Origin of the sequence: Dokdonella sp., from assembly GCF_041395345.1 — a bacterium.
In the GTDB taxonomy this organism is placed as follows: Bacteria; Pseudomonadota; Gammaproteobacteria; order Xanthomonadales; family Rhodanobacteraceae; genus Dokdonella.
In genome coordinates, this window is the sequence record NZ_JAWLAR010000002.1 from 236,581 (window position 1) to 250,832 (window position 14,252).

Consider the following 14,252-nt stretch of genomic DNA (forward strand, 5'->3'; position numbering starts at 1 on the left):
GAGCAGTCATGAGTCTGTCGACATCCGTGCTTCCTTCCCTGGAAGCCCTGTTCCCGGCTGATGCCATGAGCACCGAGGCGGCCGAGTGCGCGGTGTACGCCTATGACAATTCCCGCCGCGAGGCGATACCGGATGCCGTGGTCTTCCCATCGACGCACGAGCAGGTCCTCGCGCTGGTCCGTCTGTGCCGGGAACATCGCATCGCCCTGACCGCACGCGGTCGCGGCACCAACACCACCGGAGCCAGTGTTCCGGTTGCGGCAGGCATCGTGGCCAGCTTCGAGCGCATGAACCGGATCCTGAAAATCGATCCGGACAACCGTCTGGCCGTGGTCGAGCCCGGCGTGCTCAATGCCGACCTGCAGGCAGCCCTGAAGCCCCATGGATTTTTCTGGGCACCGGACCCGACTTCGGCGCCGTATTGCTCGATCGCCGGGAATATCGCCTGCAATGCCGGCGGTCCGCGCGCCGTGAAATACGGTGCCACGCGCGACAACGTATTGGCCCTGCGCGCTGTTGATGGTCGCGGTGAAGCCTTTCGCTCGGGCAAGCCGACCACCAAGGGCGCCACCGGTTACGACCTGACCCGATTGCTGATCGGCTCCGAAGGCACCCTCGCCATCGTCACCGAAGCGACGCTGAAGCTGACAGCGTTGGCCCCGGACAAGCGCACGCTGCGCGCAACCTATGTCGACATCAGTACCGCGGCCGCTGCCGTTGCGCGGATCATGGCCCAGCCGGTCACACCTTGCGCGCTGGAATACATGGATGGTGAGGCCCTGAAACTCGCGCGCAACCACGCTGGCGATTCCATTCCGGAAGCCGGCGCCATGCTGATCATCGAGGTCGACGGCGAGACCGGCGCCTTGCCCTCCGCAGTGGCGGCGATCAGCCGCGCCGCCACCGGCGACGGATTGATCGAGCTGCACGCCGCAAGCAACAACTCCGAGGTCGACGCCCTCTGGAGCGCACGCAAGGCCTTGTCGCCTGCGTTGCGCACGCTCGCACCGAACAAGATCAACGAAGACGTCGTCGTTCCGGTCAGCCGCGTACCCGATCTGATCGCCGGCCTGAAAACGATCTCGGAACGCAACGCGATCCCGATCGTCACCTTCGGCCATGCCGGCAACGGCAATATTCACGTCAACCTGCTTTATCGGCCCGAAGATCCCGTGCAGGCCGCCAACGCGCCCGGGTGTCTGTCGGAAGTTTTCGACCTGGTGTTCTCGCTTGATGGTCTGCTCTCCGGAGAGCACGGCATCGGCCTGACCAAGCGCGAGTTCATGCCGCGCGCACTCGATACGGTTTCGCTGGATTTGATGCGCCTGATCAAGGCGCAGTTCGATCCGGACGGGATCTTGAATCCGGGGAAGTTGTTGCCCGATCCCGCATCTTCCTAGGCCGTCGAAATAGAGCAACAAGGAACAGAGCTTGCACTCGCCTGCGGCGAGCGCCCTACTTTCTCTTGCGTACCTCTGCGCCGCAGAAGCGTCGCGAACTGAACAGCTGGCCTCCGCAGGGCGAAGTGCAGGATGCCCGTAGTCAAGAGAAGGCCACCTCAGGCACGCGCCTTGCGCACAGTCCCTGTGCTCCAGGTGCGCGAGTCAGCTCCGAGGTTTGCTGACAGAACGTCCCTGTGCTGGCCGCAACCTGGCACACGTCCTGTGGGTCATCCTTCGGACAGTTCCTGCACATCCTCGCCACGTGCGACGAAACCCTTGTGGCGCGTTTCCTGCGCGCCAAAGCCCCTCATCCGCCCTGCGGGGCACCTTCTCCCGCTACACGGGAGAAGGAAAGTCGCAAGCTAAAGCATAGCTGCATACTTGCGCGAAATTGCTGTTGCTCCCCCTTTGCTGTGCAGGAAACACAGTGACCGGTCCCCTCTGTAGCGGCGGTGCGGTGTAGGCGAGTGCATGGATGCACGAGGTAGAGCAACGCAGGAGCAGTTGCCGAGAAAGCCCGCAGGGTGGCTCGCATGGGTGCGAGCCAGTTCGCTGCCAGCACAAGGATGTGCTGTCAGCAACCTCCGGAGCCGCGCCGTGAAGTCGCAGGGCAGGATGCCCGGAGACCGCTGCATCGGGGTGGCCTTCTCTTTGGTGACCTTTCTCTTGGCCACTCAGGAGAAAGTGGCTCGCTCGCTGGAGGCGAGTGAAAAAAGGCATGGATGCCGCGCCGCGAAGCGGCGTAGCTTTCTAGATCACCTCGCACCGCTGCTCCAGCGCAGTGGTCGCGCATGGAAAAGTGACTCGCTCCTGGGCGTGTGAATGCTGTGCTCTGATGGCACGCCCCGTTGAGGCTCAAGTATCTAGAGGAAGCGGAAGATCTGGATTGCATGCTGCTCCTGCAGCATTTCCTTCCGGCCATTCGCTGCGCGAATGTTCGTTCCGGCATCCTGCCTCCACAATCCAGCCTTCGTCGGGATGACGAGCAGGGAATCATGAGCTTTGCTTCGACTCGCACGCCGCAAGCATGTGAAATTCCTGCACCACGAGTACGGCAATCCCGGACCGGGAGATCACGACCGCATGCAGGAAAATCGAGTCGGTCGACGCCAGAAAAATCAGAAAAAGTGCACCAGTACGGCGAGAGCCATGGCCGCATAAACCCCCGCCAGCGCATCATCGAGCATCACCCCAAATCCGCCCTTGACCCGCCGGTCCGCCCAGGAGCATGGCCACGGCTTCCACACGTCGAACAAGCGGAACAGGAAGAACCCGGCAACAATCCAGGCCCAGTGCGCTGGCCAGATCAGCAAGGGCAGCAGGGTGATCCACTGGCCGACAAACTCGTCCCAGACGATCACGCCGGGATCGCTGATGCGCAGTCGACCGATCACGACATTGGATGCCCAGACGCCCATCGCAAAGGCGAGCACGATGAGGACCGCCACGACGCCCAGGGACAGCTCTCGCATGAACAGCCACGGAATCAGGGCCGCTGCGGAGCCGGCCGTGCCCGGGGCAAACGGGCTGAGTCCGGACCCGAATCCGCTGGCTATCCAGCCTGCCGGATGTCCGAGGACGGCGCGACGCTGTTGTGCATCGAGCTTCATCTGAAATGATCCCATCCCTTGCTTGACGTTTCGCGGCGCCGGCCGTCGCGGTCCAGCACGTGAATGCCAGGCTCCTCGATGACGCGTCCGATCCTCGAGACACGACAGCCCAGTTTCTCCATCGTCGCACGCATGCTGTCGGCCCTGGCTTCGGCGATCGTGAAGGCTAGCTCGTAGTCGTCGCCGCCGAACAGTTGCAGGTCCCGGCAAGTTTCGGCATCGAAGCAATTCTGCAGCGCTGACGACATGGGCAGGCAGTCCTCGCCGATTTCGATGCCGAGCTTGCTGCTCGTGGCGACATGGCCCAGATCTGCCAGCAACCCATCGGAAATGTCGATGCACGCGCTGGCCAGATCGCGCAGCGCGATGCCGGCGGCGACCCGGGCTTGAGGACGATTCAGTCTCGCAACAAGCACCTGCTCGTCGGGGCCCGGATTTCCAGCGTTGGGGTTTGCCGACTGCAGGATGCGCAAGCCACCGGCTGCGTCACCGATGGTTCCGGTAACGAACACCACCTCGCCATGCTTCGCATCGCTGCGTCGCAGCGCTTGGCCCGTGGACACAATCCCGTGCGCGGTCACGCTGAGGGTCAACGGTCCGCGCGTGGTGTCGCCGCCGATCAGGGCCATCTGGTGTTCGTTCGCGAGCTGCGCGAAGCCCTGCATGAGTCGTTCGACGAAACGGGCGTCGGGCTCCGGCAAGGTCAGGGCCAGTGTCGCCCAGGCAGGCAACGCGCCCATCGCGGCAAGGTCACTCAGGTTGACCGCCAGCGCCTTCCAGCCGATGTCGGCCGGATCCGTGCTGTCCGGGAAATGCACTCCGGCAACCAGCGTATCGGTGCAGATCACCAGTTCGTGATCCGGCGGCACGCTGACCACCGCAGCATCATCGCCAATGCCGGTGCGCACGTCGCTGCGCGCTGCGCCGACGTGGCGCCGAATGATATCGATCAGGTCGAACTCGCTCATGCGCGCAGCCTGCTCCGCGTTCAGCGGCCCTTGTTGCGAAACTCGACTTCACGCCATTGCGCGGCGAGCTTGTCGAGCACGCCATTGACGTAGGTGTGTCCCTGATCGGCACCAAAGCGCTTGTTCACCTCGAGCGCCTCATTGATGATCACGCGATAGGGCACATCGGGCCGAAAGCGAAGTTCGTAGGCGCCAATGCGCATTACCGCGCGCTCGATCGGATCGACCTCTGATATTTCCCGATCGATATGCAGGCGAATGCCGGCGTCGAGCTCGGCAAGATGCTTCTCTACGCCGCGAAGCAGATCTTCGAAGTATTCGAGATCGGCGATTTCCATGTCCTGCTCGTGACGGAACTGCTCGATCACCTTGATCATGCGGTTGCCGCCTACCTGCCAGGCGTAGATGGCCTGCAGGGCACGCCGGCGCGAACGCGAGCGCGCGGCCAGGTCGACGCCCTCGGGGCGATTGGGATGATTCACAGTTGTCTCCAGAGATCGATCATTTCCAGGGCGGCCAGTGCGACCTCTTCTCCCTTGTTGCCGTGGGCGCCACCTGCGCGCGCCTCGGCGTCGGCATGCTTCTCGACAGCCAGCACCCCGTTGAGTACGGGCAGCCGGTACTTGACGGCGACGCGCATCAATCCATCAGCGCAGCCATCGGCGACATGTTCATAGTGGCGAGTATCCCCACGAATCACACAGCCAAGGGCGATGATTGCCGCGTATCTGCGCGACTTCGCCAGTTGCGCCGCCAGCACCGGAATTTCCCAGGCACCTGGAACGCGGAACAGCTCGATATCCTCCGCGGCCTGCCCGTGCTCGCGCAAGGCCCGCTGTGCACCATCCACCAGTGCGTCAAGAATGCGCGGGTTCCAGCGACTCGCGACGAGGGCGATTCTGGAATCCGGGGTCGCGCGGGCGGTTCCGCTGAAGACGGTCATGAAAGGTCGGCCGGAGATTTGGGCGGCCAGCGCAGGAAAGCTGCCCGAGGCCGCGCAGTTTAGCCGACAGACGCTTCAGGCAGGAACCATGAAAGGAGACGTCTGCCCGCTAGCCACGACCGACTCGCCGCCTCGCTGCGGCGGCCGGAGACCGGATTCCGTCATTCACGCGCGTCGCACCCTCTGCTGTGCGATGCGTTGGCCCTTGTGGACCCGGTCTTGCTACCCTGCAAATCCCCGAACACCCGTGTATGATTCGCGGCCCGTTCATCCCTCCATCCGCATAGAAGGATAGTTGCCGAAATGAGCAGCACCCTGTTCACCTCCGAATCGGTTTCCGAAGGCCATCCCGACAAAGTCGCAGACCAGATTTCCGATGCCGTCCTCGACGCCATCCTGATGCAGGACAAGCGTGCCAGGGTTGCCTGCGAAACCATGGTCAAGACCGGTGTCGCCATCGTCGCCGGCGAAGTCACCACGAGCGCCTGGATCGACCTCGAAACGCTGACGCGCAAGGTCATTCTCGACATCGGCTACGACAGCTCGCAGGTCGGGTTCGATGGCGAGACCTGCGGCGTGCTCAACCTGATCGGCAAGCAGTCCCCGGACATCAACCAGGGCGTGGATCGCAAGAAGCCCGAGCACCAGGGTGCCGGCGACCAGGGCCTGATGTTCGGCTACGCGACCAATGAAACCAACCAGTTCATGCCGGCCGCGATCCACTACTCGCACCGCCTGGTCGAGCAACAGGCCAAGGTGCGCAAGAAGAAGAACTCGCCAATGCCGTGGCTGCGCCCGGATGCGAAGTCGCAGGTCACCCTGCGCTACGAGAACGGCAAGGCCGTCGCCATCGACGCCGTTGTCCTTTCGACCCAGCACGATCCATCGGTCAAGCAGAAGGACCTGATCGAAGCCGTGCGCGAATACATCCTCAAGCCCGTGCTTCCGGCCAAGTGGTTGCACAAGGGCACCAAGTTCCACATCAACCCGACCGGCAAGTTCGTCATCGGCGGACCGGTCGGCGACTGCGGCCTGACCGGACGCAAGATCATTGTCGATACCTACGGTGGCTGGGCCCGCCACGGCGGCGGCGCATTCTCGGGCAAGGATCCGTCCAAGGTGGATCGCTCGGCTGCCTACGCCGCCCGCTACGTGGCCAAGAACATCGTTGCGGCCGGAATTGCCGCCCGCTGCGAAGTTCAGGTCAGCTACGCGATCGGTGTCGCTGAACCCACTTCGATCTCGGTGACCACGTTCGGCACCGGCCGCATCGCCGATGCGAAGATCGAGAAGCTGATCCGCAAGCATTTCGACCTGAGGCCGTACGGCATCATCAAGATGCTCGACCTGGTCCACCCGATGTACCAGCGCACGGCCAGCTATGGCCATTTCGGTCGCATTCCGGAAGTCGTCACTCTTGCCGATGGCAGCTCGTTCACGGCCTTTTCGTGGGAAAAGACCGACAAGGCCGAAGCACTCAAGGCCGACGCCAAGCTCTGACTGAGCTTCTGCACGATTGCCGGGGAAGCCAGCGGGTTTCCCCGGCAGCAGGCATGTTTTAGTCTGGTCGTCTCGGCGAAGGCCAATCTGGCCGCTGCAAGACTTCCGGAACCTGTATGCAAATAATTCGATTCTGCTCCCTTTCCCTGCGCAATATTCTCGCAACAGCCCTGATTGGCCTGGCCTGGATCTGTCCTCTGGCGCTGGCCGGCACCGTAGAACCCCCGCTGCACATGCTGTTTTCCGACAAGAACAGACTCGTCGTCGGGACGGTCAGCGAGATAAACCCGCCCAACCGCATCGTTTTCAAGCGCGAAAAGGTCTTTGGCGGGCACGATGACGTGCCCGAGCTGGTCGACCTGATTGCCGATTTCCCCGCCATGAAGAACGCCGAAATGGGCGAACGCTATGTCTTCGCCTACGGGTTGATCGAGCGTGACAAGCGCGCGCCTGCTGGCGTGGTCCTGAACAAGAAAGGCGCCACGATCATCACCAGCCTCGGCCTTGAGCCGGCCATGTTCCGGGACACGCGCGACCTGAGGAAGATCCTCGACGCATCGAACACCGAGGAAAAACGGGATTCCAGAGCCCTTCTGGACCTGCTCCTGAAGACCCTGAAGAGGGATGACATTCAGCTCAGGAGTCTCGCTGCGGCACAGATCGCGCTCGATGCCGATCTGGGCAAGCTGCTCGATGACAAGGACAGGCAGCAGATCCGCAGCGTTGCCGCGAATCCGGAAACTACCACCGAGACCCGCCGCGTTCTGCTCCAGGCTGCATTCCTCTATCCCTCCCTGTACGGAACCTGGTGGCAGCCAGAAGCCAAGGAAGTACTGGCAACTACGCCGCTAGACGGATACCCTGAGGGGGCTTGGGACCCGACTGGGCTCGTTCTGCTTGCGTTTGGAGTAGTCGAGAAGCCCGAAGTGCAGTTGCCGAGAGACTCACTCATTCGTTGGCTGCGCAGCCCGCAACCTCTGTTTCGGGAAAGGTCTCTGGCGCTGATCGGGAACAAATTCCCTGATCAGGAACGGGAAATGGTAGAGGAAGTCCTGAATGATCCATCCCTGAATGCCGGGTCCCGCACATATCTCGACGATCAAATGCGCCGCCTCGATCGGCAACCGCCTGGAAATGCCGCGCATGAGCAAGGAACCGAGTGATCGAAAACATTGACGGCGGATTCTGGTTTGATCCGTGCGTTGAAGAGCAAGAACGAACCGTATCTTGATGAGGAGCCTTCAACATGTATTTGCGATACCGATTGACCACCCTGGGTGCAGCAGCGTTGCTTGCACTCGGATCCACCGCACAGGCAGCCAATACGGTTGCGGCACCCAATCAGGTTCCCGAAGTCCGGTATGCCGTGCGCGCCGACGTTTCGGCTCCGATGCGCGACATCATTCGCATGATGCCGCCGTCCGAACCGGTAGGCACGACCAGCTCGCCATTCGAGATTCCGAATATCCTGCTGAAGCGCTCCGACTACCCGACTCTTTTCGAGCCAGACTACTCGAAGTCCCAAAACGCGCCGTTGGGCGTATCCGCACCTCCCGTCGACATTTCCTATGATGCGCTGACTCAGGCAACCGCCTGCGGCGGCTGTCTGCCTCCGGACACGAATGGCGATGTCAGCGATGTTCACTACCTGCAGACCGTCAACAGCCACTGGGCCGTCTACAACAAGACCACGGGCGCCGTCGTGCAGGGCTCCACGCCTGGCAACTCGTTCTATGTCGGTTTCGGCGGCAAGTGCGAAACCACCAATTCGGGTGATCCGACCGCACTCTGGGACGCACAGGCCAAGCGCTGGGTCATCAGCCAGTTCGTGACCAGCGCCCCGTTTGCACAGTGCGTTGCCGTTTCGACGACGTCCGACCCGCTCGGTAGCTATTACCGCTACGAGTTCCAGTGGCCGATCTTTGGCGACTATCCGAAGATGGGCGTGTGGACCGAAGAGTCCACGGCTCAGAACGCCTACACCCTGATCACTCACGATTTCGGCGGCAGCCCCCAGACTTTCCAGGGCGCTTCGCTGATCGCGCTTGAGCGCAACAAGATGCTGGTGGGCGACCCGAGCGCAGCGGTTGTGCGCTTCTCGGGAATCGATGCCTACGGTGTCCAGCCCATTCACCTGAGCGGCCTCAAGCCGGCGGCGGGTGGTGCTTGCCCGACCTTCGTGCATTTCGAGTTCAGTACCGCGCAGTACCGGTTCTGGGACATGTGTCTTGACTGGGAAACTCCGGCCAATACCGTATTCACGAATCCGCCGACATTCATCGACTCCGACGTTTTCGTCCCGTATGGCGGCGCCATTCCCCAGCTTGGAACGGCACAGCAGCTTGATGCGTTCGGTTCGAACACGATGTATCGCGCCACGGCCCGTGCATTCGATGCCACCGCCCCCAACCGCATGTCCCTGGTCATCAACCACGTCATCCAGGGCGGCGGCGGCCAGGCTGGCGTGCGCTGGATGCATTTCAACCTGAAGCCGGGCGCCGAATTCCCGATCACGACAGTCGATCGCATCTTTGGTCACGGCTATGAAGGCCCGGAGTTGCCGAATTCGGTTCCACCGACCCAGATGACCAAGACGGTCATCGACCAGGGCAACTTCACCCCGGACGGCGATTCACGCTGGATGGGCGGCATCGCTGTCGATGGCAGCGGCAACATCGGCCTGGGCTACTCGAAGTCGAGCGCGTCGCTGAATCCGAAGATCATGATCACCGGGCGCACACCGTCCGACCCGCCCGGCACCATGCGTGACGAAGTCAGCTGCACGCCCGGAACTACCGGCTCGCAGACCAGCACTTCGGGTCGCTGGGGCGACTATTCCTCGATGAGCGTCGATCCGGTCGACCAGTGCCGCTTCTACTTCACTACCGAATACCTGGCCACGACATCGGGCGCCTCCTGGCGCACGCGCGTCTGCTCGTTCACCTTCGCCGGTTGCGGTGATCCGGACTTCGCCCTGGTCGCCGAAACGCCGGCTCGCGTGGAAGTCTGCTCGGCTACGGATGCCGATCCGACCTGGGACGTGCGCGTTGGTGTACTGAACGGATTCAACAGCGCGGTCGCGTTCGCGACTCCGGGCATCCCGGGTGGCACCACGCCCAACTTCACGGTCGATCCTGTCGTTGGCGCGGGCACCACCGTGCTGACCCTGACCAACGGCGCGACGATCGCGGCAGGTGAGTATTCGTTCGCAGTATCCGGTGTCAGTGGTCCATTGACTCGCTCCCTGCCGCTTGAGCTCGGTGTCTCCGCTGCAGCAACCGGGGCTTCGAGCCTGGTCTCGCCGGCCAACAACTCGACCGGCAACAAGGTTCTTCCAACCCTGAGCTGGAGTGCGGTTGCCGGCGCACTGAACTACACCGTGGAAATAGCTACTGACGTCGCGTTCGCGAACATCGTCAGGACGGCAACGGTTTCCGGCACGACCTGGAAGGTCACACCGGCCCTGAACGAGTCCACGGCGTACTACTGGCGCATCACGCCGAACAACTACTGCGGCGCGGGCGCCACGTCTGTCGTGTTCCGCTTCGACACCGGCATCATCGGCCAGTGCCCGAGCGGCACCACTGCCACGAATGTCTTCGCTGACAACTTCCAGGGCGGTGTCAATGGCTGGACCACGGTGGGCACGGGCGCGACCAACTGGAGCCAGCTGGCTGCTCCGGCCGGCAGCGGCCTGACAACCACGGTCTGGGGAATCCCGAACAATGCCACTACCAGCGATCGCGGACTGGTCTCGCCAAGCATTGCGATTCCGGCCAACTCGCAGGCCACGTTCCTGATCTACGACACCTGGCACAACTTCGAGGATGACGGCCCAACCGGCTGCTACGATAACGCCACGCTCGACGTCAAAGTGGGCGCCGGCGCGTTCACCTACGTCCAGGGCAATTCGCTGTACACGGATCCGTACGACGGTATCGCCGCCAGCAACCTGCCGAACGCCGGCCTCATGGTCTGGTGCCATACGCCGCCGGGAGCCATCAACTCCATCGTCGACATGGATGATTACGTAGGCCAAAGCGTCCAGTTGCGCTTCCGCGCCTTGTCCGACGCGAATACGGTCGCTGCTACCAATCCGACCGGCTTCTACATCGACAACCTGGTCGTCAGGGCTTGCACGCCGTAAACCGGCAGACAACCTGAGATCCTTTGAACGGGCCGCTCTGCGGCCCGTTTTTTTTTGCCCGGCAACGGAGCCGATCCATGCCGACTGCCATGTTCCCCAGTCACATCAACTGCTAGAATTTTCCTCGCCCGGATCAAGAGCATCACGTCCAGGCCGTCGTTTCATACAAAAACATTTTGCCTTGCAGTGCTCGGAAGCGACGGGCGAGGGTTGACCTGCCACTGGCCAAGCCAAGGGCCAGGCGCATAGCGGAAGTGAGCACCTCGACATGGTCAACCCGATGACAACGAATCCCGAACTCTTCATTGCATCCGTATCCGTATCGCTGCTGGTCAGCATGGTCCTCATCTACGAACTGGGTCGTCAGATAGGGCGCGCACAGATTCGCCGGGATCCGAAAGGCTTGGCCAAGGGTATCGGCGCCGCCGAAGGATCGGTGTTCGGCCTGCTGGGACTGATCATCGCATTCACTTTCTCCGGAGCAGGGAATCGCCTCGAAGCGAGACGCGCACTGATCACCGAGGAAGCCAACGACATCGGCACCGCCTACCTGCGCCTCGACCTGCTCGCCGAGGACGACAAGATGGAGTTGCGCGAGCGCTTCCGCCGATACGCCGAGCTGCGCGCGACCCCGCCCCTGATCGACACGTTTACTGCCGCAGATGACTGGTATCTGCAAACCGACGAGATGCTGCGAACGCTCTGGAAGCGCTCACTGGAAGCCAGCCAGCGCTCAGAAGCCGATCCGGATGCGAAAAAGCTCCTGTTGCCTGCGCTGAACGCGATGATCGACATCACCAGTACGCGCAAGCGAGCGACCATGGATCATCCGCCCCTGGCCATCTACCTGCTGCTCGGCGGGCTCAGCCTGCTCGGCGCCTTGATGATCGGCTACGCCGCTGCCGACAACGACCGGCGCAACTGGCTGCATCCGATTGCATTCGCCGTCATTACGTCGCTGGCGGTCCACCTGATCCTCGACCTGGAATTTCCACGCGTCGGGTTGATAAAGGTGGACTCGTCGGACGCTGCGATCCTTGAAGCACGCAAGCAGATGAACGAGCCTTGATGCCGTGTCCCCAGCGCAGCGCGACGTCGTGATCGCAGCTGCGGCGCTTGCCGCTTCCTGCTGGAGGAGAATGATCTGTCGGATCCGGCGCACTCCGCAGCGCAGCGGCATCCGCACCTTGCATGCGAGGTCGCCTCTGCGGAGAACGCCGTCGATCAGGCCATGGCTGCCCTGCAGGCGTCTTCGAGCGCCTTCATCATCATCCGGTACGGACCCGGTCCGTGACTGATGCGCGCGACGCCCAGCTCGGCCAGCTGGGATAACCGGGGTGACGCGGCACTCTTCATGACATTGAGCGGAAGCGATGATTCCCTCGCCGCACGCTCGATCAGACCGGGATCCACCAGGCCCGGAATGAAAAGGCCGTCGGCGCCGGCAGCGGCATAGGCCCGGCCCCGCTCAAGGGCCAAGCGGAGCAACCCCAGGTCGTGCGCCTCGCGCGGCGCCTGCAGAAACTCGTCAGTGCGCGCGTTGATAAAGAACGGGATGCCGGCGGACTCGACGCCAGCACGCGCGCTTGCCACGCGCCTGGCCGCATCGGCAGGTTCACGCAGCCTGCCATTCTCGGGGAAGCTGTCTTCAAGATTGCAGCCAACCGCGCCGGCCTCGATCACGCGCGCAATGGAGCGCCTGACATGGTCCGGTTTTTCGCCGTAGCCGCTTTCGAGGTCAATCGTGACCGGAAGCTCGGTTGCCGCGACGATACGTTGAAGATTCTGGATGACGAATTCGAACGGGACCTGCTCGCCGTCATCGTACCCGTGTGCGGCCGCCACCGACCAGCTGCCCGTGCCCACAGCGCGAGCGCCGCCCGCAATGACGGCCCGGGCTGAGCCAGCGTCCCAGATATTGAAGATGACCAGCGGGTTCCCCGCGACATGCAGGGATCCAAACTGGGCGGCAAGCGCTTTTTGCGTCGACATGGGTCACTCCCGGCAGCGTCCGGCATCGGATTCCGGCCCGGAATCCTGCCATCGCAGGAGACAATATATCCTTTCATCGCGAATAAGCGATATACTATGCGCCCTCTTCGCTGCCGAGGGGCGCTGCAGGTCAGTTCCGCTAGCGGAACCGGACACAGGCTCGGCACGCGATTCCAGTCAACGGCGCCCGCCCCAATTGAACGGAGCGAACCGCATGAATGCCGTGGTAAAGAACACCCCGAATACCGACTACAAGATTGCCGATATCTCGCTGGCCGACTATGGCCGCAAGGAAATCGACATCGCCGAGCACGAGATGCCGGGCTTGATGTCGATCCGCAAGAAGTACGCAGCCGAAGCACCGCTGAAGGGCGTGCGCGTGACCGGTTCGTTGCACATGACTATCCAGACCGCCGTCCTGATCGAAACGCTGAAGGACATCGGCGCCGACGTGCGCTGGGCGTCGTGCAACATCTTCTCGACCCAGGATCACGCCGCTGCGGCGATCGCAGCCACCGGTACCCCGGTGTTCGCATGGAAAGGCGAGACGCTCGAAGAGTACTGGGACTGCACGCTGGATGCGCTGACCTTCCCGGGCAACAAGGGTCCCGAGCTCGTTGTCGACGATGGCGGCGACGTGACCCTGCTGATCCACAAGGGTTATGAGCTCGAGAACGGTTCGAAGTGGGTCGACGAGCCGGCTTCCTCCCACGAGGAACAGGTGATCAAGAACCTGCTCAAGCGCGTCGCCAAGGAGCGTCCCGGGTTCTGGCACACCGTCGTCAAGGACTGGAAGGGCGTCTCCGAGGAGACCACCACCGGCGTGCATCGTCTCTACCAGATGCTCGAAGCCGGCAAGCTGCTGGTCCCGGCCATCAACGTCAACGATTCGGTGACCAAGTCGAAGTTCGACAACCTCTACGGCTGCCGCGAATCACTGGCCGACGGCCTCAAGCGCGCGATGGACGTGATGCTGGCCGGCAAGGTCGCCGTGGTCTGCGGATATGGCGACGTCGGCAAGGGTTCGGCCCATAGCCTGCGTGCCTACGGCGCCCGCGTCGTCGTCACCGAAATCGATCCGATCAATGCGCTGCAGGCGTCGATGGAAGGTTTCGAAGTCAATACTGTCGAATCGACCCTGGGTCGCGGCGATATCTATGTGACCACGACCGGCAACAAGGACGTGCTGACCGTCGAACACATGCAGTCGATGAAGGACCAGGCGATCGTCTGCAACATCGGCCACTTCGACAACGAGATTCAGGTCGATGCGCTGTACAAGCTGGAAGGCGTGACCAAGCTCAACATCAAGCCGCAGGTCGACAAGTTCACCTTCAAGGACGGTCGCTCGATCTTCCTGCTCGCCGAAGGGCGTCTGGTCAATCTCGGTTGCGCCACTGGCCATCCGAGCTTCGTGATGTCGAACTCGTTCTCGAACCAGACCCTGGCCCAGATCGATCTGTGGGCGAACAAGGGCCGCTACGAGAACAAGGTCTACATCCTGCCGAAGAAACTCGACGAGGAAGTCGCGCGTCTGCATCTGGAAAAAATCGGCGTCAAGCTGACCACGCTGACCAAGGAACAGGCCGCGTATCTCGGCGTACCGGTTGAAGGGCCGTACAAGCCCGAACACTACAGGTACTAAGTGAG

The 14,252-nt window shown here is 62.3% G+C and carries 11 protein-coding genes and 1 riboswitch; of the genes, 6 read left to right on the forward strand and 5 right to left on the reverse strand.

Going from position 1 to position 14,252, the window contains the following annotated elements:
• The first annotated feature begins 8 nt into the window (after positions 1–8).
• The gene (locus tag R3F00_RS03090) at positions 9–1,400 is read left to right on the forward strand and encodes an FAD-binding oxidoreductase (protein WP_371280240.1); all 1,392 of its coding nucleotides are present in this window, start codon (positions 9–11) and stop codon (positions 1,398–1,400) included.
• A gap of 1,160 nt (positions 1,401–2,560) precedes the next feature.
• Here the strand turns inward: R3F00_RS03090 and R3F00_RS03095 are convergent.
• Genes R3F00_RS03095 through ribH form a run of 4 tightly spaced genes read right to left on the reverse strand, consistent with a single transcriptional unit; the run spans position 2,561 to position 4,963 of the window.
• Positions 2,561–3,052 carry a phosphatidylglycerophosphatase A gene (locus tag R3F00_RS03095; protein ID WP_371280241.1) on the reverse strand — a complete coding sequence of 164 codons (492 nt, stop codon included), beginning with the start codon at positions 3,050–3,052 and terminating at the stop codon, positions 2,561–2,563.
• Complete coding sequence (gene thiL / locus R3F00_RS03100) at positions 3,049–4,020, reverse strand: thiamine-phosphate kinase (RefSeq protein ID WP_371280242.1); 972 nt, start codon at positions 4,018–4,020, stop codon at positions 3,049–3,051. Before thiL ends, R3F00_RS03095 begins: the two co-directional genes overlap by 4 nt.
• A 20-nt stretch (positions 4,021–4,040) precedes the next feature.
• Positions 4,041–4,502, reverse strand: a complete 462-nt coding sequence (gene nusB, locus R3F00_RS03105; protein WP_371280243.1) for a transcription antitermination factor NusB — start codon at positions 4,500–4,502, stop codon at positions 4,041–4,043.
• Positions 4,499–4,963: a 6,7-dimethyl-8-ribityllumazine synthase gene (gene ribH / locus R3F00_RS03110; RefSeq protein ID WP_371280244.1), complete on the reverse strand. Its 465-nt coding sequence runs from the start codon at positions 4,961–4,963 to the stop codon at positions 4,499–4,501. Before ribH ends, nusB begins: the two co-directional genes overlap by 4 nt.
• A gap of 303 nt (positions 4,964–5,266) precedes the next feature.
• On the opposite strand from ribH, the gene metK reads away from it, so the two are divergent.
• The 4 genes from metK (at position 5,267) to R3F00_RS03130 (ending at position 11,679) form a co-directional block, all read left to right on the forward strand.
• Positions 5,267–6,463, forward strand: a complete 1,197-nt coding sequence (metK, locus tag R3F00_RS03115; protein ID WP_371280245.1) for a methionine adenosyltransferase — start codon at positions 5,267–5,269, stop codon at positions 6,461–6,463.
• A 116-nt stretch (positions 6,464–6,579) separates the two neighbouring features.
• On the forward strand, positions 6,580–7,626 hold the full coding sequence (locus tag R3F00_RS03120) for a hypothetical protein (RefSeq protein ID WP_371280246.1): 1,047 nt from the start codon (positions 6,580–6,582) through the stop codon (positions 7,624–7,626).
• Positions 7,627–7,709: 83 nt separating this feature from the next.
• On the forward strand, positions 7,710–10,610 hold the full coding sequence (locus R3F00_RS03125) for a hypothetical protein (protein WP_371280247.1): 2,901 nt from the start codon (positions 7,710–7,712) through the stop codon (positions 10,608–10,610).
• A 280-nt stretch (positions 10,611–10,890) separates the two neighbouring features.
• On the forward strand, positions 10,891–11,679 hold the full coding sequence (locus tag R3F00_RS03130) for a hypothetical protein (RefSeq protein ID WP_371280248.1): 789 nt from the start codon (positions 10,891–10,893) through the stop codon (positions 11,677–11,679).
• Positions 11,680–11,834: 155 nt separating this feature from the next.
• Here the strand turns inward: R3F00_RS03130 and R3F00_RS03135 are convergent, their stop codons facing one another.
• Complete coding sequence (locus R3F00_RS03135) at positions 11,835–12,602, reverse strand: isocitrate lyase/phosphoenolpyruvate mutase family protein (protein ID WP_371280249.1); 768 nt, start codon at positions 12,600–12,602, stop codon at positions 11,835–11,837.
• 109 nt (positions 12,603–12,711) lie between these two features.
• Positions 12,712–12,798: riboswitch (S-adenosyl-L-homocysteine riboswitch) on the forward strand.
• Between the two features lie 18 nt (positions 12,799–12,816).
• Between R3F00_RS03135 and ahcY the strand changes: the two genes are divergently transcribed.
• A complete protein-coding gene (gene ahcY, locus R3F00_RS03140) occupies positions 12,817–14,247 on the forward strand; it encodes an adenosylhomocysteinase (RefSeq protein ID WP_371280250.1) in 1,431 nt (476 codons plus the stop codon).
• Positions 14,248–14,252: the final 5 nt, after the last annotated feature.